19 protein-coding genes are annotated in these 22,302 nt (G+C 54.7%); 13 read left to right on the forward strand and 6 right to left on the reverse strand.

What is annotated here, in order from left to right; all coding sequences use genetic code 11:
- Positions 1-138: 138 nt before the first annotated feature.
- The 3 genes from trpB to LVJ78_RS10375 all read right to left on the reverse strand — a co-directional run bounded on the left by trpB (position 139) and on the right by LVJ78_RS10375 (position 4,294).
- Positions 139-1,347, reverse strand: a complete 1,209-nt coding sequence (gene trpB / locus LVJ78_RS10365) for a tryptophan synthase subunit beta (RefSeq protein ID WP_132952898.1) — start codon at positions 1,345-1,347, stop codon at positions 139-141.
- 96 nt (positions 1,348-1,443) lie between these two features.
- Complete coding sequence (locus LVJ78_RS10370; protein ID WP_132952900.1) at positions 1,444-2,040, reverse strand: class I SAM-dependent methyltransferase; 597 nt, start codon at positions 2,038-2,040, stop codon at positions 1,444-1,446.
- Between the two features lie 241 nt (positions 2,041-2,281).
- Positions 2,282-4,294 carry an NADPH-dependent 2,4-dienoyl-CoA reductase gene (locus LVJ78_RS10375; protein ID WP_132952902.1) on the reverse strand — a complete coding sequence of 671 codons (2,013 nt, stop codon included), beginning with the start codon at positions 4,292-4,294 and terminating at the stop codon, positions 2,282-2,284.
- A gap of 182 nt (positions 4,295-4,476) precedes the next feature.
- On the opposite strand from LVJ78_RS10375, the gene LVJ78_RS10380 reads away from it, so the two are divergent.
- The gene (locus tag LVJ78_RS10380; protein ID WP_132952904.1) at positions 4,477-4,902 is read left to right on the forward strand and encodes an acyl-CoA thioesterase; all 426 of its coding nucleotides are present in this window, start codon (positions 4,477-4,479) and stop codon (positions 4,900-4,902) included.
- A 56-nt stretch (positions 4,903-4,958) separates the two neighbouring features.
- Here the strand turns inward: LVJ78_RS10380 and LVJ78_RS10385 are convergent, their stop codons facing one another.
- A complete protein-coding gene (locus LVJ78_RS10385) occupies positions 4,959-5,834 on the reverse strand; it encodes a YicC/YloC family endoribonuclease (protein ID WP_243650324.1) in 876 nt (291 codons plus the stop codon).
- A 100-nt stretch (positions 5,835-5,934) separates the two neighbouring features.
- Here LVJ78_RS10385 and rph point away from each other — a divergent pair, with 100 nt between their 5' ends.
- The 10 genes from rph to LVJ78_RS10435 all read left to right on the forward strand — a co-directional run bounded on the left by rph (position 5,935) and on the right by LVJ78_RS10435 (position 18,653).
- A complete protein-coding gene (rph, locus tag LVJ78_RS10390; protein WP_132952906.1) occupies positions 5,935-6,678 on the forward strand; it encodes a ribonuclease PH in 744 nt (247 codons plus the stop codon).
- A gap of 699 nt (positions 6,679-7,377) precedes the next feature.
- Positions 7,378-8,595: an aspartate kinase gene (locus LVJ78_RS10395; protein WP_132952908.1), complete on the forward strand. Its 1,218-nt coding sequence runs from the start codon at positions 7,378-7,380 to the stop codon at positions 8,593-8,595.
- Between the two features lie 482 nt (positions 8,596-9,077).
- On the forward strand, positions 9,078-10,478 hold the full coding sequence (gene uhpT, locus LVJ78_RS10400; protein WP_243650325.1) for a hexose-6-phosphate:phosphate antiporter: 1,401 nt from the start codon (positions 9,078-9,080) through the stop codon (positions 10,476-10,478).
- 128 nt (positions 10,479-10,606) lie between these two features.
- Positions 10,607-11,320, forward strand: coding sequence for a phosphoglycolate phosphatase (locus LVJ78_RS10405; RefSeq protein ID WP_132952910.1), 714 nt, complete (start codon positions 10,607-10,609; stop codon positions 11,318-11,320).
- A 287-nt stretch (positions 11,321-11,607) separates the two neighbouring features.
- A complete protein-coding gene (recX, locus tag LVJ78_RS10410; RefSeq protein ID WP_132952912.1) occupies positions 11,608-12,063 on the forward strand; it encodes a recombination regulator RecX in 456 nt (151 codons plus the stop codon).
- Positions 12,064-12,603: 540 nt separating this feature from the next.
- Entirely contained in the window at positions 12,604-13,485 is an 882-nt protein-coding gene (gene prpB, locus LVJ78_RS10415) for a methylisocitrate lyase (RefSeq protein WP_132952914.1), read from the forward strand.
- A gap of 127 nt (positions 13,486-13,612) precedes the next feature.
- Complete coding sequence (gene prpC, locus LVJ78_RS10420) at positions 13,613-14,767, forward strand: bifunctional 2-methylcitrate synthase/citrate synthase (RefSeq protein WP_132952916.1); 1,155 nt, start codon at positions 13,613-13,615, stop codon at positions 14,765-14,767.
- A gap of 311 nt (positions 14,768-15,078) precedes the next feature.
- The gene (gene acnD, locus LVJ78_RS10425; RefSeq protein ID WP_132952918.1) at positions 15,079-17,685 is read left to right on the forward strand and encodes a Fe/S-dependent 2-methylisocitrate dehydratase AcnD; all 2,607 of its coding nucleotides are present in this window, start codon (positions 15,079-15,081) and stop codon (positions 17,683-17,685) included.
- A gap of 348 nt (positions 17,686-18,033) precedes the next feature.
- A complete protein-coding gene (locus LVJ78_RS10430; protein WP_132952920.1) occupies positions 18,034-18,354 on the forward strand; it encodes a DUF4288 domain-containing protein in 321 nt (106 codons plus the stop codon).
- Positions 18,355-18,365: 11 nt separating this feature from the next.
- Entirely contained in the window at positions 18,366-18,653 is a 288-nt protein-coding gene (locus tag LVJ78_RS10435; protein ID WP_132952922.1) for a hypothetical protein, read from the forward strand.
- A 93-nt stretch (positions 18,654-18,746) separates the two neighbouring features.
- Here LVJ78_RS10435 and LVJ78_RS10440 read toward each other — a convergent pair whose 3' ends face one another.
- The gene (locus tag LVJ78_RS10440) at positions 18,747-20,390 is read right to left on the reverse strand and encodes a vWA domain-containing protein (protein ID WP_132952924.1); all 1,644 of its coding nucleotides are present in this window, start codon (positions 20,388-20,390) and stop codon (positions 18,747-18,749) included.
- 147 nt (positions 20,391-20,537) lie between these two features.
- On the opposite strand from LVJ78_RS10440, the gene LVJ78_RS10445 reads away from it, so the two are divergent.
- Together LVJ78_RS10445 and LVJ78_RS10450 are read left to right on the forward strand one after the other, a co-directional pair.
- On the forward strand, positions 20,538-20,963 hold the full coding sequence (locus LVJ78_RS10445) for a DUF4440 domain-containing protein (protein WP_132952926.1): 426 nt from the start codon (positions 20,538-20,540) through the stop codon (positions 20,961-20,963).
- 101 nt (positions 20,964-21,064) lie between these two features.
- Positions 21,065-21,640 (forward strand): YagU family protein, encoded by a 576-nt coding sequence (locus LVJ78_RS10450; protein ID WP_207894269.1) that lies wholly within the window; start codon positions 21,065-21,067, stop codon positions 21,638-21,640.
- A 59-nt stretch (positions 21,641-21,699) separates the two neighbouring features.
- On the opposite strand, the gene LVJ78_RS10455 is transcribed toward LVJ78_RS10450, so the two are convergent.
- The gene (locus tag LVJ78_RS10455; RefSeq protein WP_132952928.1) at positions 21,700-22,296 is read right to left on the reverse strand and encodes a uracil-DNA glycosylase family protein; all 597 of its coding nucleotides are present in this window, start codon (positions 22,294-22,296) and stop codon (positions 21,700-21,702) included.
- Positions 22,297-22,302: the final 6 nt, after the last annotated feature.

The following is a 22,302-nucleotide window of genomic DNA, read 5'->3' on the forward strand; positions in this document are numbered from 1 at the left end:
TTTTCGATATCGGGCAAAAATTCCACTCATATAATAAATAATTTAAATGAATCTTTTATAAACGCTAGCCACCCATCGGCGCATACAAAAAGGCCGCCTGAAACGTTTCAGACGGCCTTTGCCAAGCTTGCCCGGCTTTTATTCAAGCCCGATTTTCTCCAACACATAATCGATGTCTTTATCGCCCCTGCCCGACAAATTCACCAGCAGGCGTTTGTCGGCCGGCAAGCGCTCGGCGCGGCGCAGCGCATAGGCGAGCGCGTGGGCGGATTCGAGCGCAGGAATAATGCCTTCTTCGCGCGACAAAGCCAGAAAAGCGGCCAGGCATTCTTCATCGGTGGCGCTTTCATAGCGGGCGCGGCCGATGTCTTTCAAATGGCAGTGCTGCGGCCCCACACCGGGATAATCCAAGCCCGAAGCAATCGAATGCACGGCGGCGGGATTGCCCGCTTCGTCTTGCAGAAAATAGCAGTGAAAGCCCTGAATCACGCCGGGTTTGCCCAAGGTCATGGTGGCGGCATGGCGGCCGGGCTTGTCGAGCCCTTCGCCGGCCGGCTCCACGCCCACCAAGGCCACGGCTTCATCATCGAGAAACGCGTTAAACAAGCCTAAGGCATTAGAGCCGCCGCCGATACAGGCCACCACTTCATCGGGCAGGCCGCCATAAGCCGCTTGAAACTGCGCCCGTGCTTCGTGGCCGACGATGCTTTGAAAATAAGCCACCATTTCGGGATAAGGCGCGGGCCCCACCACCGAGCCGATGGCAAACATGGTGTTTTTAAAATCGGCCATATAGGCGCGAAAAGCGCTGTCTACCGCCTCTTTGAGCGTGCCCGCCCCTTCCGACACCGGCACGAGCTTGGCACCGAGAATTTTCATGCGCGACACATTCGGATGCTCTTTGGCCATGTCCACCACGCCCATGTGGATTTCGCATTCCAACCCCAACAGCGCAGCCGCCGTGGCCAACGCCACGCCATGCTGGCCGGCGCCGGTTTCAGCCACCACTTTTTTCTTGCCGAGTTTTTTCGCCAGCAGCACTTCGCCGATGCAGTGGTTGATTTTGTGCGCACCGGTGTGGTTGAGGTCTTCGCGCTTGAGGTAAATCTGCGCGCCGCGCTGCGACAGCGTGCGGGCATGGTAAATCGGGCTGGGGCGGCCGACATAAGTGGCCTGAAGCCGCTTCATTTCAGCGATAAATGCCGCATCGCCGATAATGCTGCGAAAGCCTGCTTCGATTTCGGCCAGCGCCACCGCCAAATCGGGATGGCCGATTTTGCCGCCGTGCATGCCGAAAAAGCCTTGTGCATCGGGCAGCACCAAAGCGTTTAATTGCTCTTGAGCCATGGAGTTTTCCTTGTATTATCTGTTCTTTTATTTATCCGCCGAGGCCGTCTGAAACGTTTCAGACGGCCTCGTATCATTATATCGCAATATGATGTTTTACGGCTTGCGCCCGAGCAAATGCAACACCGAGCTTTCACCCTGATGGCGGCTGCCCTCGCCCAAGGTGATCACTTCGTGTTCCGCAATCAGCCATTCCAGCCCCGCCAAAGCCTGCTGCATTTCATTTAAAGTGCCGAGCATGGCCGCATCTTTGGGGCCGCCCGTGCCCAACGCGATTTGGTCGGGGTGGTAAAACACGCCGGCAAACATACCGCCCGGCTGCAAAGCATCTATCATGCGCTGCAACACCTGTGTGCGCACCGGCTCGGCAAAATGGCAAAACACGCTGGCAATCAGCGCATAATGTTCGGGCGGCAACACCATTTCGGCGATGTTTTCCTGCCGTGTGGCAAAGCGCACACCTTTTTCAGCCGCCAGTTTTTGCGCTTTCTCCAGCCCCACCGCCGACATATCCACCCCTTCGGCCTCGAAACCGTGTTCGGCCAAAAAAATGCCGTTGCGCCCCTCGCCCGTGGCCAAATCCAGCGCCCGCCCGCCTTTGGGCAGCAAGGGCAGAATACGGGCGATAAATTGATTCGGCTCGGTGCCGAACACATAATCATCGGTGAGGTAGCGCTCATCCCATTTGCTCATGGTTTTCCTTTGCGGTAAATGTTTTCAGACGGCCTTTAATATAGCATTGAAAAAAGAAAAAAGGCCGTCTGAATGCTCGGTTTGCTTTCAGACGGCCTTTTATCACAGCTCAAATATGGTGCACAAAATGTTGCCTATATTGCCAACCAAGCACCCTGATAACCCGTGTTTGAGCGGCGGCATAAATTATTGGGCACGCAAACATGGCGCAACCGCAAGCCGGCTTTGCGGCTCTCAACACTCACACCGCCAGCCCCAATTCCGTGCCGGCTTTGATGGCGCGTTTGGCATCCAATTCCGCCGCCACATCGGCGCCGCCGATAATGTGCACCGGTTTGCCCAGCGCTTCGCATTCGGCCTGTAAGGCGCGGTTGGGCTCTTGCCCCGCGCAAATCACCACATTGTCCACAGGCAGGATTTCTTCTGCGCCGTTGCGGCGGATGTGCAGGCCGTCTGAATCGATTTTGAGGTATTCCACGCCGCCGAGCATGTTCACGCCTTTGTATTTCAACACGGTGCGGTGTATCCAGCCGGTGGTTTTGCCCAAATTGCGCCCCACCATGCCTTCTTTGCGCTGCAACAGCCAAATTTCGCGCTCAGAGGGCGGCAGCTGCGGCTCGTTCGACAACAAAGCGCCACGCCGTGCCATGCTCGCATCGATTTGCCATTCTTCGCGAAACAAATCGGGCGACAAGGCGCTGTCTTCGCCGTGTTGGCTGAGGTATTCGGCGGTGTCGAAGCCGATGCCGCCCGCGCCGATAATCGCCACGCGCCTGCCCACGGGCTTTTTGTCGCGCAACACATCCAAATAGCTCAGCACTTCGGCCCGCTCGCTGCCGGGCAGGCCGATTTGGCGCGGCACAATGCCGCTGGCGAGCACGATTTCATCAAAGCCCTGCAAATCAGCCGCGGCCGCTTTTTTGCCCAAAACTCGCACCACGCCCACATCTTCCAACACTTGGTCGAAATAGCGCAGCGTTTCCGCAAATTCGGGCTTGCCGGGGATTTGTTTGGCGATATTAAGCTGGCCGCCGATTTGGTTTTGCGCGTCAAACAGCGTCACCTTGTGGCCGCGCGATGCGGCGGTGTGGGCAAACGCCATGCCCGCAGGGCCCGCGCCCACCACGGCAATGTTTTTGGCTTTTTCAGCCGCGTGCACCGGCATTTGCAATTCGTGGCAGGCAAACGGGTTCACCAGGCAAGAGGTGAGCCTGCCGGCGAAAATATGGTCGAGGCAGGCTTGGTTGCAGGCGATGCAGGTGTTGATGCGCGCATCGTCGCCTTTTTCCGCTTTAATCACCCATGCGGCATCGGCCAAAAAGGGGCGCGCCATGCAAACAGCATCAGCCAAGCCTTGCTGCAAAATATTTTCGGCGGTTTGCGGCATATTGATGCGGTTGGTGGCCACCACGGGAATGCGGCTGATTTGCTTGAGCTTACCGGTGAATTCGGCAAAAGCCGCGCGCGGCACGGAAGTGGCGATGGTGGGAATGCGCGCTTCGTGCCAGCCGATGCCGGTGTTGAACATATCTGCGCCTGCCGCTTCGATTTCGGCGGCCAAGGCCACGTTTTCATCCCAAGTGGAGCCGTTTTCCACCAAGTCGAGCAAAGAGATGCGGTAAATCATCAGAAAATCATCACCGCAGGCGGCGCGGATGCCGGCCACGATTTCGCGGGCGAAGCGGCGGCGGTTTTCGGCGCTGCCGCCGTATTCGTCGTCGCGCGTGTTGGTGCAGGGCGCGAGAAACTGGTTAATCAGATAGCCTTCGCTGCCCATCACTTCCACGCCGTCGTAGCCCGCTTCTTTGGCCAGGCGGGCGCAGGCGATATAGTCGGCCACGGTTTGGCGCACTTCTTCGGTGGAAAGCGCGCGCGGCTTGGCCGGATTGATCGGCGCTTGAATGGCGCTGGGTGCCACCGGCTCGCGGCTCATGGCATAGCGGCCGGTGTGCAGAATCTGCATGCAGATTTTCGCGCCGTGTGTGTGCACGGCTTCGGTAACAATGCGGTGCCACGCCACTTCTTCAGCATTGGTGAGCTTGGCGCCGCCATCGGTCACCGCGCCCGCCTCATTGGGGCCGATGCCGCCGGTGATAATCAGCGCCACGCCGTTTTTGGCACGCTCGGCGTAAAAAGCCGCCAAATGTTCCGCACCCTCGGGGTGCTCTTCAAAGCCGGTGTGCATCGAGCCCATAATCACGCGGTTGCGCAAAGTGTGGTGCGGCAGCACCAGCTCGCTGGCAAGTGTTCTCATTTATTGCTCCTGATTTATTATTTTGTGCGGGCTAAATGTAGCATGCCGTCTTAAAAAAAACACCTGTTTGAATGATTTTAAATAAAGCAAATGCTCGAAAGGCCGTCTGAAAACATTGGGTTTTCAGACGGCCTTTCTTTATGCTAACGTGGCCGCACACAATCCCCATCAGGAGCCGGCACATGAATAAACGCACCCCCGGGCATTATCCCGTGCTCACCACCGACACCATCCGCTATGGCGACACCGATTGCCAAGGCCATGTCAACAATGCCGTGTTTTCCACTTTTATCGAAACAGGCCGCTCGGAAATACTCTACCGCCAACAGCCGCCCGTTTATCCCGAGGGCACGCAATTTGTGATTGCGCGGCTGGAAATCGATTATCTGCGCGAAATTTTGTGGCCGGGCGAAGTGGTGTGCGGCACGGCGGTGGCCAAAGTGGGCAACAGCAGCGTGCGGCTGGTGCAAAGCCTGTTTTGCCAAAATATCGAAGTGGCCTATGCCCAAAGCGTGATTGTGCTCACCGATAAAACCAGCCGCCAATCCTGCCCGATTGATGCGCCATCGCGGGCTAGGCTTTTAGCATTCGGTTTGCGCGAAGCATGATCAACAAAGGCCGTCTGAAAACATTTTCAGACGGCCTTTAATAACATCACCGCGCTTTATTCGATATTCTGCACTTGCTCGCGCATCTGCTCGATCAGCACTTTCAATTCCACCGAAGCCTGCGTGCATTCTGCGGCAATGGCTTTGCTGCCCAGCGTGTTGGCTTCGCGGTTGAGCTCCTGCATCAAAAAGTCGAGTCGCTTGCCCACGCTGCCTTTGCTCTCGGTTACGATGCGGCGCACTTCGGCAATATGCGTGCGCAGGCGGCTGAATTCTTCATCCACATCGGCTTTTTGCATAAAGAGCGCAAATTCCTGCTGCAAACGGCCATCGTCAATATTGCCCACCGCCTCTTGCAGGCGCGTGCGCACTTTTTCCAGATGCGCGCTGAGCAAATGCGGGAAAAGTTGGCTGAGCGAATCCACAATTTCTTCCATCGCCGCCAAGCGCTCGAGCAGGTGTTGCTGCAATTTTTCACCTTCGCGCGCGCGCGCGGCGGCAAAGTCTTTCAGCGCTTTATCGAGCAGCTTTTGCACCGCTTTGGCAAACGCTTCTTCATCTTCGCTCTGGCTCGTGAGCACGCCGGGAAATTTCAAAATATCGGCCACGCCGAGCTTGGCCAAATCTTCATGCTGCTTGCGCCATTTGCGGTTGAACCAAGCCAATTGGTGCACCAATTCCTGATTCACCGCCAGCTTGCCGCCCGCGCCCGCTTCCAGCGACTGCACTTGGATGCGGCATTCGATTTTGCCGCGCGCGGCCTTGCCGGCCACAGCTTCGCGCAAAGCGCTTTCCAAATGGCGCAAATCATCGGGCATTTTGAATTGCACGTCCAAATAGCGGTGGTTGACCGCGCGGATATCCAGATTGATGCGGCGGCCGCCGCTCTCGCCTGCCGCATTGGCAAAGCCGGTCATGCTGTGGATGCTCATGGTGTTTGACTCCGTTTGTAGAATAATGAGTGAAAGCCCGCTCAATATACCATAAGGCCGCATGTTATAATCCGCGTCATCAATATTTAAAGGAAGCCACATGAGCCACTATACCCGCAGTGGTCGCGCCGCCGATGCGCTGCGCGAAATCCGCATCACGCCTGATTTTCTGCCCCACACCGACGGCTCCTGCCTGATTGAAGCGGGCAACACCAAGGTGATTTGCACCGCCAGCATTGATGAAAACGTGCCGCCGTTTCTGCGCGGCAAAGGGCAAGGCTGGGTAACGGCGGAATACGGCATGCTGCCCGCTTCCACCGCCTCGCGCATGCGCCGCGAAGCCGCCGCCGGCAAACAAAGCGGCCGCACGCAGGAAATCCAGCGCCTGATCGGCCGCTCGCTGCGCGCAGTGGTGGATTTGGCGCAATTGGGCGAGCGCCAGATTTTAATCGATTGCGATGTAATCCAAGCCGACGGCGGCACGCGCACCGCGGCCATCACCGGCGCTTTTGTGGCGCTGCAAATGGCGGTAAACAAGCTCGTGGCCGCCGGCATGCTGCTACACAACCCCATCCGCGAAGCCGTGGCCGCCGTGTCTGCCGGCGTGGTGGGTGGCGTGCCGCTGTTGGATTTGGATTATCCCGAAGATTCGGGCTGCGACAGCGATGTGAATATGGTGCTCACGGCTTCGGGCAACATCATCGAAATTCAGGGCACCGCCGAGGGCGCGCCCTTCAGCCCGCAAGAATTGAATGCCTTGATGCTGCTGGGCCAAAAAGGCGTGGCTGAATTGGTGCAACACCAGCAGCAGGCTTTGCAGCAAGTGCAGCCACAAAACCGCTGATTGCGCGGGAAATTGGCGTGAATCGGCATGCCAATGCGAGGCCGTCTGAAACCTTTCAGACGGCCTCAGGTTTGAATATCACCCAGCTACGCATTTTCGCCACAAGCTGTAGGTCGGATACTTGTATCCGACATTTGGCCGTTCAGAGCAAAGTACACACCTTATTTATTCTTCAAAAATCCGGCCTACACATCCACTCAAACCGAATATTTGCAGCAGCCCGTAGGTCGGATTCTTGAATCCGACACTTGTTCGTAGAACAAGGTGTTCACATCGCTTTGGCCGCCGGCCAAACGCCGGATTCAAGAATCCGACCTGCGCAGATGGTGCAGTCGAACGGCTTTTATTTTGTTAGGTTATCTTTTTGGAGTGGTATGAAACATTCAGGCGGCCTCAGTTTATCCACCACGCATTTGCGCCACAGTTTCAGACGGCCTGCCGCCATCCTGCCATCTTCTACTTCAATTGCGGCGGTTTGTCTTATTTGTTGACAATCCATCTGCACACCAAAGCAGAAAATGGCAAATCATTTTAAGCATTGGCACAGCATTGCGCCGCACCCGCCGCCAAATTCAATTTAAAACCAAACGAGCCTTGTCATCACCATCAAAAATAGTAATAATGTTTCAAATTTTCGCAGATAACAGCGATTTGGTTTAACTTTCCCATTTTTCAGTTCAGCAAGAAAGCATAAGCAACATGGCGTTAATCGTACAAAAATACGGCGGCACCTCAGTGGGCTCGGCCGAGCGCATCAAAAACGTCGCCAAACGCATTGCCCAAGCCCGCGAAGCCGGCCACGATGTGGTGGTGGTGGTGTCGGCCATGAGCGGCGAAACCAACCGCTTGGTGGCATTGGCGCACGAAATGCAGGATTTTCCCGACCCGCGCGAAATGGATGTGGTGCTCTCCACCGGCGAGCAAGTCACCATCGGCTTGCTGGCCATGGCGCTCAAAAGCATAGGCGTGCCGGCCAAGAGCTACACCGGCTGGCAAGTGGCGGTGAAAACCGACACCGCCCACACCAAAGCACGCATCGAAGAAATCGACGACGCCAATATGCGCGCCGATTTGCAGGCCGGCACCGTGGTGATTGTGGCAGGCTTCCAGGGCGTATCGCCCAACGGCGACATCGCCACCCTCGGCCGCGGCGGCTCCGACACCTCAGCCGTGGCGCTGGCCGCCGCGCTCAAAGCGGATGAATGCCAGATCTACACCGACGTCGACGGCGTGTACACCACCGACCCGCGCGTAGTGCCCGAAGCGCGCCGCCTCGACACCATCACGTTTGAAGAAATGCTCGAGCTCGCCAGCTTGGGCTCGAAAGTTTTGCAAATCCGCTCGGTGGAATTCGCCGGCAAATACAAAGTGCGCCTGCGCGTGTTGAGCAGCCTGCAAGATGGCGGCGAAGGCACTTTAATCACCTTTGAAGAGGACAACAACATGGAACGAGCTGCCGTATCCGGTATCGCATTCGACAAAAACCAGGCGCGCGTGAATGTGCGCGGCGTGCCCGACAAACCGGGTGTGGCCTATCAGATTCTCGGCACCGTGGCCGATGCCAATATCGAAGTGGACATGATTATCCAAAATGTGGGCGAAAACGGCACCACCGATTTTTCATTCACCGTGCCGCGCGCCGATTACAAGCCCACGCTCGAATTGATGGAAAAGCTCAAAGACAGCCTGGATGCCGCCGATATCGACGGCGACGATGCCGTGTGCAAAGTGTCTATCGTCGGCCTGGGCATGCGCTCGCATGTGGGCGTGGCCTCGAAAATGTTCCGCACGCTGGCCGAAGAAGGCATCAACATCGAAATGATTTCCACCTCTGAAATCAAAGTGTCGGTGCTGATTGACGAAAAATACATGGAATTGGCCACCCGCGTGCTGCATAAGGCATTCGAGCTGGCTTAACCCTGCGCTTGATAGAAAGGCCGTCTGAACGCTTTCAGACGGCCTGTTTCTTTTTCCTGTTTCTTTTTATAGTGCAGCTGCACAGGCCATTACCACAAGCATACGGAAAGGTCGTCTGAAAACTTCATGCCCGGATTTGCTGCCACTTGGCCGAAGGCGGCTGATTATGGACCATCTTGATGTGTTTATGCTTGATGTATTTATGTGTGCCGCCAAGGTTCTTCATACCTATGGCATTTCCTACGCTGTGTATTTATTAAATCATCACCGCCTACTGTCTCTATTTTTTATTATCTTACTATTGAATTTTATAACGCCTTTTTGAAAAACTTATTAAAATTAATATATTATTCAGACATTTAAAATTATTAACAATACAATATTTTGATTGTTTGACACAGCTCAAGCACCCAGCCTGCTCATCTCCATCATAAAGGCGTAATATCCGCGTCACACAATATTCCGTATTGCAGGAGACGATTATGATGTCCAACTTTCTCGCCATCAAAAAAATTCCCAATAAAGGCATTCCCATTGCCGAGCAACGGCGCATGTGGCTGCGCCAGTTTTTAAAAGCCTTTATGGTGGTATTTCTCACCTATATGTGCATGTATTTGATTCGCAACAACTTCAAAGCCGCCCAGCCGATGATGAAAGAGCAGCTCGGCCTCAGCACACTGGAATTGGGCTATATCGGATTGGCTTTCAGCGTAACCTACGGGCTCGGAAAAACGGCTGTCGGCTATTACATCAGCGACAAAAACACCAAGAAATCTATTTCAGTGATGCTGATCGGTTCCGCGCTTACTGTGCTGGCAATGGGCTTGCTCTTGAGCGCTTATGGTTCGGTTATCGGTATTTTCGTGGTGTTGTGGGGCTTAAACGGCGTATTTCAGGCCGCAGGCGGCCCGGCATCTTATTCCACCATTTCCCGTTGGGCACCGCGCACCGAGCGCGGCCGCTATTTGGGCTTTTGGAATATGTCGCACAATATTGGCGGTGCGCTCGCGGGCATGCTGGCTTTATGGGGTGCAAACACGTTTTTCGGCGGCAATGTGCTGGGCATGTTTATTTTCCCTGCGTTGATTGCGCTGGTTATCGGGGTGGCCGGCCTTTTTATCGGCAAAGATGACCCGGAAGAGCTCGGCTGGAACCGCTGCGAAGAAATTTTCGGCGAACCGGTGGAAGCAGAAAATGCCGAAGCCGATGAAATGCCGATGTGGCAGGCATTCAAGCAGTTTGTGCTGCGCAATCCGTGGATTTGGATTTTGTGTATTGCCAACGTGTTTGTGTATATCGTGCGCATCGGCATCGACAACTGGGCACCGCTTTATGTTACCGAAGCGCTCGGTTTCGACAAGCTTGATGCGGTGAATACCATTTTTTATTTTGAAGTGGGCGCCATTCTCGCCAGCATGAGCTGGGGCTATATTTCCGACAAGCTCAACGGCCGCCGCGCGGCTGTGGCCGTGGCCTGTATGGTGGCGATTATTTTCGTGGTGATGCTTTACCGCAATGCCACCAGCGTGATGATGGTGAACATATCCTTATTTTTGCTCGGCGCACTGATTTTCGGCCCGCAATTGCTGATCGGCATTTCTTTGGTGGGCTTTGTGCCTAAAAAAGGCATCAGCGTGGCCAACGGCATGACCGGCACATTCGGTTATCTTTTCGGCGACTCCGTTGCCAAAGTGGGGCTCGCCGCCATTGCCGACCCCGAACGCAACGGCCTTACCGTGTTCGGCCACACGCTGCACGGCTGGTCGGATGTGTTTATCGTGTTTTACGTTGCGCTGTTTATCGGCATCGCACTGCTCACGCTGGTGGCTTTCGGCGAAGAGCGGCGCATCCGCCAAGTGAGCAAACAGCTTAGCCAATCTTAAAACAATCGAGCAAATAATCCAGGCCGTCTGAAAACCTGCATGCAGCAGCGTTTCAGACGGCCTGCTGCCGAATCATCAGCAAAAAAATGCTACAATCGGGCATTGCCAACCTTTTATGCCCACTCATCATGACTGCTCCCGCTATCGAACATGTACAAGCCGTTGCCTTTGATCTGGACGGCACGCTCTGCGATTCTGTGCCCGACCTGGCCGCCGCCGCCAACGCCACCCGTGCCCATATGGGCTTGCCGCCCCTGCCGGCGCACATTGTGGAAAGCTATGTGGGCGACGGGCTGGCCAATCTCGTGCACCGAGTGCTCACCGACAAGCGCGATGAAGCAGCCCCGCAAAACGAATGGGAGCAAGGCTTCAGCTTTTTTATCCGCTATTACCGCGACCACCTGAGCGACTTCACTCGCCCCTACCCCGAAACCGAAGCCGGCCTGATTCTGCTCAAAACCTTGGGCATTCCACTGGTGGTCATCACCAATAAAAACGAAATGCTGGCCGTCGAATTATTAAAGCAATTGGGCTTGGCCGATTATTTCAGCCTGATTCTCGGCGGCGACAGCCTGGCTGAGAAAAAGCCCAGCCCGCTGCCGCTCTTGCACGCGGCCGAAGTGCTCAATATCAACCCGGCCGACATGCTGATGGTGGGCGATTCGGCCAACGATATTCTCGCCGCCAAAGCCGCCGGCTGCCTTTCCGTGGGCGTAACCTTCGGCTACGGCGATATGCAGGAACTGGTGCACAACCCCGCCACCAAGCCCGACTGGCTGATCGGCAGCCTGCCGGAAATCTACGAAAACCTGCGCCCGCAAAAAACGCCGGACAACGAATAAACCCAAGGCCGTCTGAAACCTATCGTGAAATCAAAGAAAAACGGATACAAAAATAAGAAATCCCCAATCGTGTGCAGGGTGTATGGCGCAGCCACACACGCGGTTTAAACGGCTTCTGCGTATATGGCTTGCTGTACACCTGTATTAGTTTTTCATTCATTCCACTATATTTTCTGTTTCAGACGGCCTGATTTGTATCGGCATTTCCTGATTTTTATTGCCATTTAAAGCTTACCCAGCGCATTGCGCCGCAAGCCCGCTGCTTCCAAGCCTCAATCCACGCTCATATGAAACCCGAAAAATCCCTGCGCACACGCGCCATGGAAATTTTATCCCGCCGCGAAATCAGCCGCGCCGAGCTCAAACGCAAGCTCGCCCCTCATGCCGATAGCGAAGAAGAAATCGAAAAAGTGCTGGCCGAATTTGCCGAGCGCCAATGGCAATCGGATGCACGCTATGCCGAAGCCTATGTGCACAGCAAAAGCCGCCAACACGGCGCACTCAGGCTCAAGCAGGCGCTCTTAGCCAAAGGCGTGTCCGGCGAGCTTATCCAGCCACTGCTGCCTGCGCCCGATGCCGAACGGCAAGCCGCCATTGCCGTGCTGCGCAAAAAATTCAAACAACCGGCCGCCGATTTGGCCGGCAAGCAAAAGCAGATGCGTTTTCTCGCTTATCGCGGCTTCGACATGGAAATTATCCATGCCGCCATCAAAAGCGATTGGGCAGAAGCGCCGGAAGAATGATGTCGAACCTAAAACACGGACAACCAAACGGCAAAACGAGTCCTCGCTTTTGGTTATTTTTCAGGCTTGGCATGATGCCCCCAAAACCCCCGCAACCCCACCACAAAACCGGCCGTCTGAAACCCATTTCCACCACCCACCGCCACCTTTCATTACCACCCCGCCCAAGCCGTTGCAAACACCGCCTCCTCATCTTGATAACATATAAACTAACAGCCAGCCGCCGCACGCTTTCCACCAAGCGCGCACGCATTTCACCTGCCCGTTATTTTCCCATTCAGCATTATAATCATTACTATTGAAATTAAATTTTCACCTTATGATTCAATAAAATCATTCAAAAAAATTTGTTTCAAACATATATTATTAATATTTCAGACGGCCACTTCAGCCTGCAAAAAAGCAAAGTCCTTAATCCATAAACCTTGCGGCCTTCATCATCATGTTTTCTGATGGCATCCATAAAAAATTAGAGCTTTACAGCAACAGCAAAAATTACTACATTCGGCTACACAAGAAAAACACCAACGGAGCCCCAATATGACCATCCAATCTGCCGGCGCCAAATTCCGCCAAGCAGTCAAAGAAGAAACCCCGCTGGCCGTTGTCGGTTGCGTGAATGCCTATTTTGCGCGCTTGGCCACACAAAGCGGTTTCAAAGCCATTTATCTCTCCGGCGGCGGCGTGGCCGCTTGCTCACGCGGCATTCCCGATTTGGGCATCACCAGCCTGGAAGACGTATTAATCGACGCGCAACGCATCACCGATAATGTAGACACCCCGCTTTTGGTCGATATCGACACCGGCTGGGGCGGCGCATTCAATATCGCCCGCACCATCAAAGCCATGGAAAAAGCCGGCGTGGCTGCTGTGCATCTCGAAGACCAAGTGGCACAAAAACGCTGCGGCCACCGCCCGAATAAAGCCATTGTTTCTCTTGAAGAAATGGTCGACCGCGTGAAAGCCGCCGTCGATGCCCGCGTGAATCCCGATTTCGTGATTATGGCCCGCACCGATGCGCTGGCGGTTGAAGGCCTGCAATCGGCCATCGAGCGTGCCCAAGCCTGCGTGGAAGCCGGCGCCGACATGATTTTCCCTGAAGCCATCACCGAATTGGGCATGTACCGCCAATTTGCCGATGCCGTAAACGTGCCGATTCTGGCCAACATCACCGAATTCGGCGCCACCCCGCTTTATTCGCAGCAAGAATTGGGCGAAGCCGGCGTGTCGCTGGTGCTCTATCCGCTCTCATCATTCCGCGCCGCCAGCAAAGCCGCTTTGGGCGTGTATGAAGCCATCCGCCACGACGGCCATCAGCAAAACGTGGTCGACACCATGCAAACCCGTATGGAATTGTATGATTTCCTCGGCTACCACGATTACGAGCAAAAGCTCGATCAATTGTTCAACCAAAACAAATAAGCCCGTTTTGCCGCCTGCCGTTTTCTTTTCCGACAACGGCAGGTCGGTTGCAGCCTTTCAAACGGCCGGGCATTTGCATCAGGCCGTCTGAAAAAATAAAAAAAGCAAGTCTACTTAGGAGAAACCCATGACCGAAGCAAACACCCCTGTTACCCCCAAGCCGAAAAAATCCGTGGCCTTGTCGGGCATCGCCGCCGGCAACACCGCCCTGTGCACCGTGGGCAAACACGGCAACGACTTGAGCTACCGCGGCTACGACATTCTCGATTTGGCCAAACATTGCGAATTTGAAGAAGTGGCGCACTTGCTGGTGCACGGCCACCTGCCCAACAAATTCGAGCTGGCCGCCTACAAGAAAAAGCTGCAATCGCTGCGCAACCTGCCCGCCAACGTGCTCACCGTGCTCGAAAGCCTGCCGGCCAACGCCCACCCGATGGACGTGATGCGTACCGGCGTGTCTGCCTTGGGCTGCACCACGCCCGAGCGCGAAACCCACCCCGTGAGCGAAGCGCGCGACATCGCCGACAAATTGATGGCTTCTTTGGGCAGCATGCTGCTTTACTGGTATCAATATTCGCACAACGGCAAAGTGATTTCCCTCGACAGCGAAGAAGACAGCATCGGCGGCCATTTCCTGCACCTTTTGCACGGCAAACGCCCGAGCGCCGAACATGTAAAAGCCATGCACATTTCACTGATTCTTTATGCAGAGCATGAGTTCAACGCCTCCACCTTCACCTCGCGCGTGATTGCCGGCACCGGCTCCGATATGTATGCCGCCATCACCGGCGCCATCGGCGCACTCAAAGGCCCCAAACACGGCGGCGCCAACGAAGTGGCTTACGACATTCAAAAACGTTATCGCAACGCCGACGAAGCCGAGGCCGACATCCGCGAACGCATCGGCCGCAAAGAAATCGTGATCGGCTTCGGCCACCCGGTGTACACCGTGTCCGACCCGCGCAACGTGGTGATTAAAGAAGTGGCACGTGAATTGAGCGCCGAAACCGGCGACATGCTGCTCTTTGATGTGGCCGAGCGCTTGGAAACGCTGATGTGGAACGAGAAAAAAATGTTCCCCAACTTGGATTGGTTCAGCGCCGTGAGCTATCAAAAGCTGGGCGTGCCCACCGCCATGTTTACCCCGCTCTTCGTGATTTCGCGCACCTCAGGCTGGGCCGCGCATGTGATTGAGCAGCGCCAAGACGGCAAAATCATCCGCCCGAGCGCGAATTACACCGGCCCCGATGATTTGGCTTTTGTGCCGATTGACGAGCGATAAGCAAAAAGTTTTCAGACGGCCTCTTAATTACCAAGGCCGTCTGAAAGCCGAAAACCCAACACGGCAGCATGATGTGCCGGACAACAAGCGCATCATGTGTGAAGCAGATGCGCTTTTTTTATTGCAGGCCGTCTGAAAAAGCGGCCGCAACAAACCGTAGGTCGGATTCTCGAATCCGACACTTGGCCGCAAGGCCAAGATAAAGCATTCATCCTGATAAACAGTTTATCAACCAATCTTTCAGACGGCCTCAAACACCAACAGGCCGTCTGAAACCCCGCCCACAAGAAAAACACGAAACGGAAACCACCATGAGCACCAACGCCCAATACCTCAAACCGCTGCCCGGCACCGACCTCAAATACTACGACGCCCGCGCCGCTTGCGAAGCCATCGCCCCCGGCAGCTACGACACCCTGCCCTACACCAGCCGCATTCTGGCGGAAAACCTGGTCAACCGCGCCGACAATGTCGACCAAGCCACGCTCGATTCTTGGCTCACGCAATTGATTGAGCGCAAGCAGGAAATCGACTTTCCGTGGTTTCCCGCTCGCGTGGTGTGCCACGATATTCTCGGCCAAACCGCGCTGGTGGACTTGGCCGGCTTGCGCGATGCGATTGCCGACAAAGGCGGCGACCCGTCTAAAGTAAACCCCGTGGTGCAAACCCAGCTCATCGTCGACCACTCGTTGGCCGTAGAATGTGGCGGCTTCGACCCCGATGCCTTCCAAAAAAACCGCGATATTGAAGACCGCCGCAACGAAGACCGTTTCCACTTTATCAACTGGACCAAAACCGCATTTGAAAATGTGGACGTGATTCCGGCGGGCAACGGCATCATGCACCAAATCAACTTGGAAAAAATGTCGCCCGTTATCCAAGTGAAAAACGGCGTCGCCTTCCCCGATACCTGCGTGGGCACGGATTCGCACACCCCGCACGTTGATGCGCTGGGCGTGATTTCCGTGGGCGTGGGCGGCTTGGAAGCCGAAACCGTGATGCTCGGCCGCGCTTCAATGATGCGTCTGCCCGACATTGTGGGCGTAGAACTCACCGGCAAACGCCAAAGCGGCATCACCGCCACCGACATCGTGCTCGCGTTAACCGAATTTTTGCGCAAAGAGCGCGTGGTGGGCGCATTTGTGGAATTCTACGGCGAAGGCGCAGAAAGCCTGTCTGTGGGCGACCGCGCCACCATCTCCAACATGACACCCGAATACGGCGCCACCGCCGGCATGTTCTACATCGACCAGCAAACCATCGATTATCTGAAACTCACCGGCCGCGATGATGCACAAGTGAAACTGGTGGAAACCTACGCCAAAACCGCCGGCCTGTGGGCGAGTGAATTGAAAAACGCCGAATATCCGCGCGTATTGACATTCGACCTTTCCACCGTAGGCCGCAATATGGCCGGCCCTTCCAACCCGCACGCCCGCTTTGCCACCGCCGATTTGGCCGCCAAAGGCTTGGCCGCGCCTTATGAAACCCCTGCCGACGGCAAAATGCCCGATGGCGCGGTGATTATCGCCGCCATCACCTCGTGCACCAACACCAGCAACCCGCGCAACGTGGTGGCCGCCGCCCTGCTGGCGCGCAATGCCAACAAATTGGGCTTAATCCGCAAGCCGTGGGTGAAATCTTCATTCGCACCCGGCTCCAAAGTGGCCGAAATCTACCTGCAAGAAGCAGGCTTGTTGAGCGAATTGGAGCAGCTCGGCTTCGGCATCGTCGCCTTTGCCTGCACCACCTGCAACGGCATGAGCGGCGCACTCGACCCGCAGATCCAGCAAGAAATCATCGACCGCGATTTGTATGCCACCGCCGTATTGAGCGGCAACCGCAACTTCGACGGCCGCATCCACCCCTATGCCAAACAGGCTTTCTTGGCTTCGCCGCCTTTGGTGGTGGCCTACGCCATTGCCGGCAGCATCCGCTTCGATATTGAAAACGATGTTTTGGGCGTGGCCGATGGCAAAGAAATCCGCCTGAAAGACATCTGGCCGACCGATGAAGAAATCGACGCCATCGTGGCCGAACATGTGAAACCGCAGCAATTCCGCGATATTTATATCCCCATGTTCGACACCGGCGCCGCCGAAAAAGCCCCCAGCCCGCTCTACGACTGGCGCCCCATGTCCACCTATATCCGCCGCCCGCCCTATTGGGAAGGCGCATTGGCGGGCAAGCGCACCCTCAAAGGCATGCGCCCGCTGGCGATTTTGCCCGACAACATCACCACCGACCACCTGTCGCCTTCCAACGCCATTTTGATGAACAGCGCCGCCGGCGAATACCTGCACAAAATGGGGCTACCTGAAGAAGACTTTAACTCCTACGCCACCCACCGCGGCGACCACCTCACCGCCCAACGCGCCACCTTCGCTAACCCCAAATTGTTTAACGAAATGGTGAAAAACGAAGACGGCACCGTGAAACAAGGTTCACTCGCCCGCGTGGAGCCCGAAGGCCAAACCATGCGCATGTGGGAAGCCATCGAAACCTATATGAACCGCAAACAGCCGCTGATTATCGTGGCCGGCGCCGACTACGGCCAAGGCTCCAGCCGCGACTGGGCCGCCAAAGGCGTGCGCCTAGCCGGTGTGGAAGCCATTGTGGCCGAAGGCTTCGAGCGTATCCACCGCACCAACCTCATCGGCATGGGCGTGTTGCCGCTGCAATTTTTGCCCGGCACCAACCGCAAAACGCTTGAATTGGACGGCACCGAAACCTACGACGTGATCGGCGAACGCATCCCGCGCGGCGAGCTCACTTTGGTGATTCACCGCAAAAACGGCGAAACCGTAGAAGTGCCCGTCACCAGCCGTTTGGACACCGCCGAAGAAGTGCTGATCTACGAAGCCGGCGGCGTGCTGCAACGCTTTGCGCAGGATTTCTTGGAAGGCAACGCCGCTTGAGTTGATGGTTGTTGATTTGAAGTAACGATAATGCCGTCTGAAAAATCCTTTTCAGACGGCATTTTAGTAACCGTCAGTTGGGTTAGCCGCAGATGCAACCCAACAAAATCCTGAATTTTCCATACGTAACCAACCTAACCCTACATCGCCCCCGCCAAGAAGGCCATAATAAAATTAGCACAAGTTAAGTGTAGCCTAATATCATAACGTACCGGATCGATGTGCATACGATAACTATCTATCGTTAAATTTTATTACAACCATGAAGCAATATAGATTAACTCAAACATTTGTTCGTTATTTCGTTATTATGAGCAATAAGTTCATTAACTAAATTTGGAGTTGACCATGAGCACAGAATACTACGTAGCCATCATCGTGTATAAATCAGCATCCGACTCTGCTGGCTACACCCCACTTTATGAAGAATGTATCACCTTAGTAAAAGCAAATACCATGGATGAGGCCAGATCAAAGGTTGAAGATCTAACCAAGCATCGAAACACGACATACAAGAATGCAGAAGGGCAGGAAATATCTTGGTCTCTTTACAGTATCGTTGATATCAATCCAATGCTAGAGAATTCTTTTGATGAGGTCACCGAAATCTATGCACGCCACTTCAGAGATATTGAAGCATATAGAAAATTTGAAACTTTTTCAAAATAAGGGGGTTTCATATGAAAATATTAAAACTTGCGCTTATTTTATGCTTTGTTGGCGGTATCGACTATAAAGTGGGCAATGATTCATTATTCTTGTCTAACGCATACGCTGCAGATTGCGTGGCTACCAACAATCTTTCGGAGACGGCTCAAAGCTATATCAGTCGTTGCAGGAAAGGAAGTATAAATAGTGAATTTCCCGGAGAAATGTACTCAAAAACGCTGAAAGAAATCAAAAGCGGCATCAGTGCGGTTTATAAAAAAGCGTGGAAACTTCTTAATGACGGTAGATTTGCCAAATAATTTAACAACGCCATAATTAAAAAGATGCCGTCTGAAAGGTTTCAGACGGCATCTGCATGCTGCACAATAATGGCTTATTCATTCAAGTCGATATTATTCGCCGCTTGCTGCGCCTGCGCTCAAGCTTTGGGCGATTTTGGCCAGCTCGATAAATTCGCTACGCAAGCCGTAGGGGTCGGGCTTATCGGCTTGCCGGGCGAGGCGGATGATGTCGCCCCAGCCCATTTTGCCGTTGTATTGGCCGCCGCGCAATTGCTGGCCGTAGGCGGCTACGGCGATGGCAAAGCGGGTGTCGGCATTGGCTTGTGCCAAGGGTTTGCTGCTGGCGGCCACGGGCTGGCTGATGAGGATGCTGGCGCTTTTGCCGGGCAATTTGTAGCGCAAGTTCACATGGGCGTATTCACCGGCTTTGCTGTCGGCGGCAGGTGCGGCGGGCCGGTAGCGTGATTCGCCCAGCCAGCCGGGCTGCCCAGCAGGGATGATTTCATACAGGGCGGTGACGCTGTGGCCGGCACCGATATCGCCGGCGTCTACATTATCGTTGTTGAAATCTTCTTGCTTGAGCAGGCGGTTTTCATAGCCGACCAAACGATACTCTTTTACGGTGGCGGGATTGAATTCCACTTGGATTTTCACGTCTTGTGCCACGGTGGCCAGGGTGGACGACAATTGGCGTTGCAGCACTTTTTTGGCTTCGTTTGGGTTGTCGATATAGCTGTAGTTGCCATCGCCCGCATCGGCCAGCTGCTCCATCAGGCGCTCATTGTAGTTGCCGGTGCCAAAGCCCAAGGTGGTGAGGGAAATGCCCGCTTTGCGCTTTTCGGCCACCATGCCTTTGAGGGTGTCGAAATCGGTGATGCCCACGTTGAAATCGCCATCGGTGGCCAGCAAAATGCGGTTGATGCCGTTTTTAATGTGGGCTTTTTCGGCTTCTTGATAGGCCAGCTGAATGGCTTGCTCGCCGGCCGTGGCGCCGCCGGCCTGCAAGCCGTTAATCGCGCGCAAAATGCTTTGCTTTTGGCTGCCGGAAGTGGGCGGCAGCACCAGCTTTTCTCCGCTGGCATAGGTGATTAGCGTTACCTTATCTTGCGCACGCAATTGCTCGGTGAGCAGGCGCAGGGTTTGTTTTACCAGCGGCAGCTTGTCGGGCGCGTTCATGCTGCCGGACACATCCACCAAAAACACCAAATTGGCCGGCGGCAATTCTTTGAGCGCCAAATCTTGCGCTTTAATGCCGATTTTGATGATCTTGGCGTGTGGCTGCCACGGCGAATCGACAGTATCGGTGTGCACCGCAAAAGGCGCGCGGCCTTGCGGCAGCGGATAGCTGTAGTCGAAATAATTGATTAATTCTTCCACCCGCACCGCATTCACCGGCGGCAGGCGGCCATTATTGAGGAAGCGGCGGCTGTTGGCATAGCTGCCGGTGTCTACATCAATGCTGAAGGTAGACACCGGCTGCTGCGCCACGGCATGCACGGGGTTGGTGCTGATTTGGCCGTATTGCTCGGTGTTTTGCAGCGGCAGCGCGATTTCAGCGCTGACGGGCGGCGAGGGCATCACCGCCATGCGCACACGAGCTGTGCCGGCATAAGCAGCGTCCATGGCTTGGCTTTTGGAGGCTTGGGCGGTTTCTTGTGCGGGCGCGGTATAGCTGGGTGTGGCCGGCCGGCTGCAAGCCGCCAGCACAGCAGCGGCGATAACGGTAACAGCAATAGCGGAGCGGATGGCAGCCATAATTTTCTCCTTGTGGTGATGGGCGGCTTGCGGCATAGTGTCGGTGAATTATCTTGATTTGACAAGCCTTTATCTTCTGGGAAATGCACACGGGCGCAAAAGAAACACCGCCTGCATTTTTTGGATCGCATTCAAAAGGAGCGCAAAATGAGCAGCCACACCGAGATTATGAAATTAGAGGCCGAATTCTGGCAGGCAATGGCCGACCAACGCCCCGAGCAAGCGGCTGCGCTGCTGGCTGCCGAAGCGGTGAGCGTGGCCATGTTCGGCATTCATCATTTCAGCCCGGGCGAATATCTATCCATGGCCCAAACCGGCCCGGCAAAACTCACGTTTTTTGAATTTTCAAATGAAAAAGTGATTTTTCCGATTGCCGATGTGGCGGTGGCCACTGATGAGGTGAAGCAAATTTTTGAAATGGATGGCCAAAGCCACGAAATGATCTGCTTCGACACCACCACATGGGTGAGAAACAACGGCCGCTGGCTGGCAGCGGCGCACACCGAAACGCAAAAGCCAAACCAGGCCGTCAGAAAGCATGAAAAGCAAGCTTTCAGACGGCCTGGTTTGTAATTAAATTACAAATTTAGCCCATAGTTGATTTGTCTCAATATCATCTTATTCAAAATTCATAATAATCATCATATTGAATTTACTACACCCACAAGGCATTTATGATGAGTATGCTTAATTCCACCCCCGCCGCTTGGCAAATCAACAAAAAAATCATCCTCTGGACCACGCTGATTGGCGGCTTTTTCAGCTCATTGGTCAAATGGGGCTCCGAAGTGAATATGCCGCCGCGCATGCCGGGCGAAATTTCACCGCCAGGCGCCAATATTGATGCTTGGCTCGGCTGGCTCGGCTTCAATTCGCATTCGCTCGATTACGTTTATCAAGGCGTTACCGTGCCCGGCGCTGTTACTTTATATCACTGGCTGTTTAGCTTCGTATTCGCTTTCGTTTATGTTGTGGGCTCTGCTTATTGGCCGAAAATCCGCTTGTGGTATGGCGCTTTCTACGGCTTGCTGATCACCATTGTGATGCACGGCTTTTTGATTCCCCTCTTCGGCTTTCGCAATCCCGTCTATGCCGATGGCGCCACCGGCTGGCTGTGGAACCTGAATGCCGCCGAATTGTGGAGTGAAATTTTAGGCCATGTTTATTGGTCGGTGTCGATTGAAGTGTGCATGATTGCCGTCCTCGCTTATTTTGTCCGCCCGATAAAAGGCAACTGGGTAGCCAAATAGCACATTACCCTGCCAAAACAAAAGCGCACCATGGAGTGCGCTTTTTTGTTGCCGTTTAATTAAAAAGCCTCAAGCAAACCGATTTCTCTAAAAAACCGCGCATACGCTGCCGCCTTTTGCGCCAGCGGCAAGGGATAAGCCCGCGACGACGACGGCAGCCGATAAAGCCGCAAGCGCCGCCCCGCAAATTCCGCCTCGCTATAAGCGCCGATGGCAGGCTTGGCTGTTTCAGACGGCATCAAGGATACCAAAGTATCCGTGGCCAGCTCACCCGTGGTCATCACCACATCGCAATGCGGCATTTGCGCGAGCAGCGCCGCCAAATCCAGCGGCGTTACAATCTGCAAAAACTTATCCGACGCATTGCCCTGCAAACGCACCACTTGATGCGCCGTATCGCTGATGGCAATGCCTTTTTCCTGCAGAAAATCCCGAATCAAGCCTTCCTTAAACGCCTTGCCGCCCGCCTCAACGAAATAATCTTTATCTGCAAAAAACACCAGCCCGAAAATCCGCCACATATCGTTTTGAAAATTCGGATAATAAAAATCCATCTTCCACCGCGCCCGCGGCGGCGGAAAGCTGCCCAACATCAGCAATTTGGCGTTGGGCGGGGCGAAAGGCGGTAAGGGGTGGGTTTCGATGGGAGTGTGCATAGAGAT

The sequence above is a fragment of the Uruburuella suis genome, assembly GCF_022870845.1.
Taxonomy (GTDB): Bacteria; Pseudomonadota; Gammaproteobacteria; order Burkholderiales; family Neisseriaceae; genus Neisseria; species Neisseria suis.

What these genes read in the sequence shown, in the direction of transcription:
- LVJ78_RS10445 (WP_132952926.1), top strand. Translation starts at nt 20,538, where the DNA reads ATGAGCAGCCACACCGAGATTATGAAATTAGAGGCCGAATTCTGGCAG.
- recX (WP_132952912.1), top strand. Translation starts at nt 11,608, where the DNA reads ATGAAACCCGAAAAATCCCTGCGCACACGCGCCATGGAAATTTTATCC.
- LVJ78_RS10435 (WP_132952922.1), top strand. Translation starts at nt 18,366, where the DNA reads ATGAAAATATTAAAACTTGCGCTTATTTTATGCTTTGTTGGCGGTATC.
- LVJ78_RS10440 (WP_132952924.1), bottom strand. Translation starts at nt 20,390, where the DNA reads ATGGCTGCCATCCGCTCCGCTATTGCTGTTACCGTTATCGCCGCTGCT.
- rph (WP_132952906.1), top strand. Translation starts at nt 5,935, where the DNA reads ATGAGCCACTATACCCGCAGTGGTCGCGCCGCCGATGCGCTGCGCGAA.
- LVJ78_RS10380 (WP_132952904.1), top strand. Translation starts at nt 4,477, where the DNA reads ATGAATAAACGCACCCCCGGGCATTATCCCGTGCTCACCACCGACACC.
- LVJ78_RS10455 (WP_132952928.1), bottom strand. Translation starts at nt 22,296, where the DNA reads ATGCACACTCCCATCGAAACCCACCCCTTACCGCCTTTCGCCCCGCCC.
- LVJ78_RS10370 (WP_132952900.1), bottom strand. Translation starts at nt 2,040, where the DNA reads ATGAGCAAATGGGATGAGCGCTACCTCACCGATGATTATGTGTTCGGC.
- acnD (WP_132952918.1), top strand. Translation starts at nt 15,079, where the DNA reads ATGAGCACCAACGCCCAATACCTCAAACCGCTGCCCGGCACCGACCTC.
- LVJ78_RS10430 (WP_132952920.1), top strand. Translation starts at nt 18,034, where the DNA reads ATGAGCACAGAATACTACGTAGCCATCATCGTGTATAAATCAGCATCC.
- prpB (WP_132952914.1), top strand. Translation starts at nt 12,604, where the DNA reads ATGACCATCCAATCTGCCGGCGCCAAATTCCGCCAAGCAGTCAAAGAA.
- LVJ78_RS10385 (WP_243650324.1), bottom strand. Translation starts at nt 5,834, where the DNA reads ATGAGCATCCACAGCATGACCGGCTTTGCCAATGCGGCAGGCGAGAGC.
- uhpT (WP_243650325.1), top strand. Translation starts at nt 9,078, where the DNA reads ATGATGTCCAACTTTCTCGCCATCAAAAAAATTCCCAATAAAGGCATT.
- LVJ78_RS10405 (WP_132952910.1), top strand. Translation starts at nt 10,607, where the DNA reads ATGACTGCTCCCGCTATCGAACATGTACAAGCCGTTGCCTTTGATCTG.
- LVJ78_RS10395 (WP_132952908.1), top strand. Translation starts at nt 7,378, where the DNA reads ATGGCGTTAATCGTACAAAAATACGGCGGCACCTCAGTGGGCTCGGCC.
- trpB (WP_132952898.1), bottom strand. Translation starts at nt 1,347, where the DNA reads ATGGCTCAAGAGCAATTAAACGCTTTGGTGCTGCCCGATGCACAAGGC.
- prpC (WP_132952916.1), top strand. Translation starts at nt 13,613, where the DNA reads ATGACCGAAGCAAACACCCCTGTTACCCCCAAGCCGAAAAAATCCGTG.
- LVJ78_RS10450 (WP_207894269.1), top strand. Translation starts at nt 21,065, where the DNA reads ATGATGAGTATGCTTAATTCCACCCCCGCCGCTTGGCAAATCAACAAA.
- LVJ78_RS10375 (WP_132952902.1), bottom strand. Translation starts at nt 4,294, where the DNA reads ATGAGAACACTTGCCAGCGAGCTGGTGCTGCCGCACCACACTTTGCGC.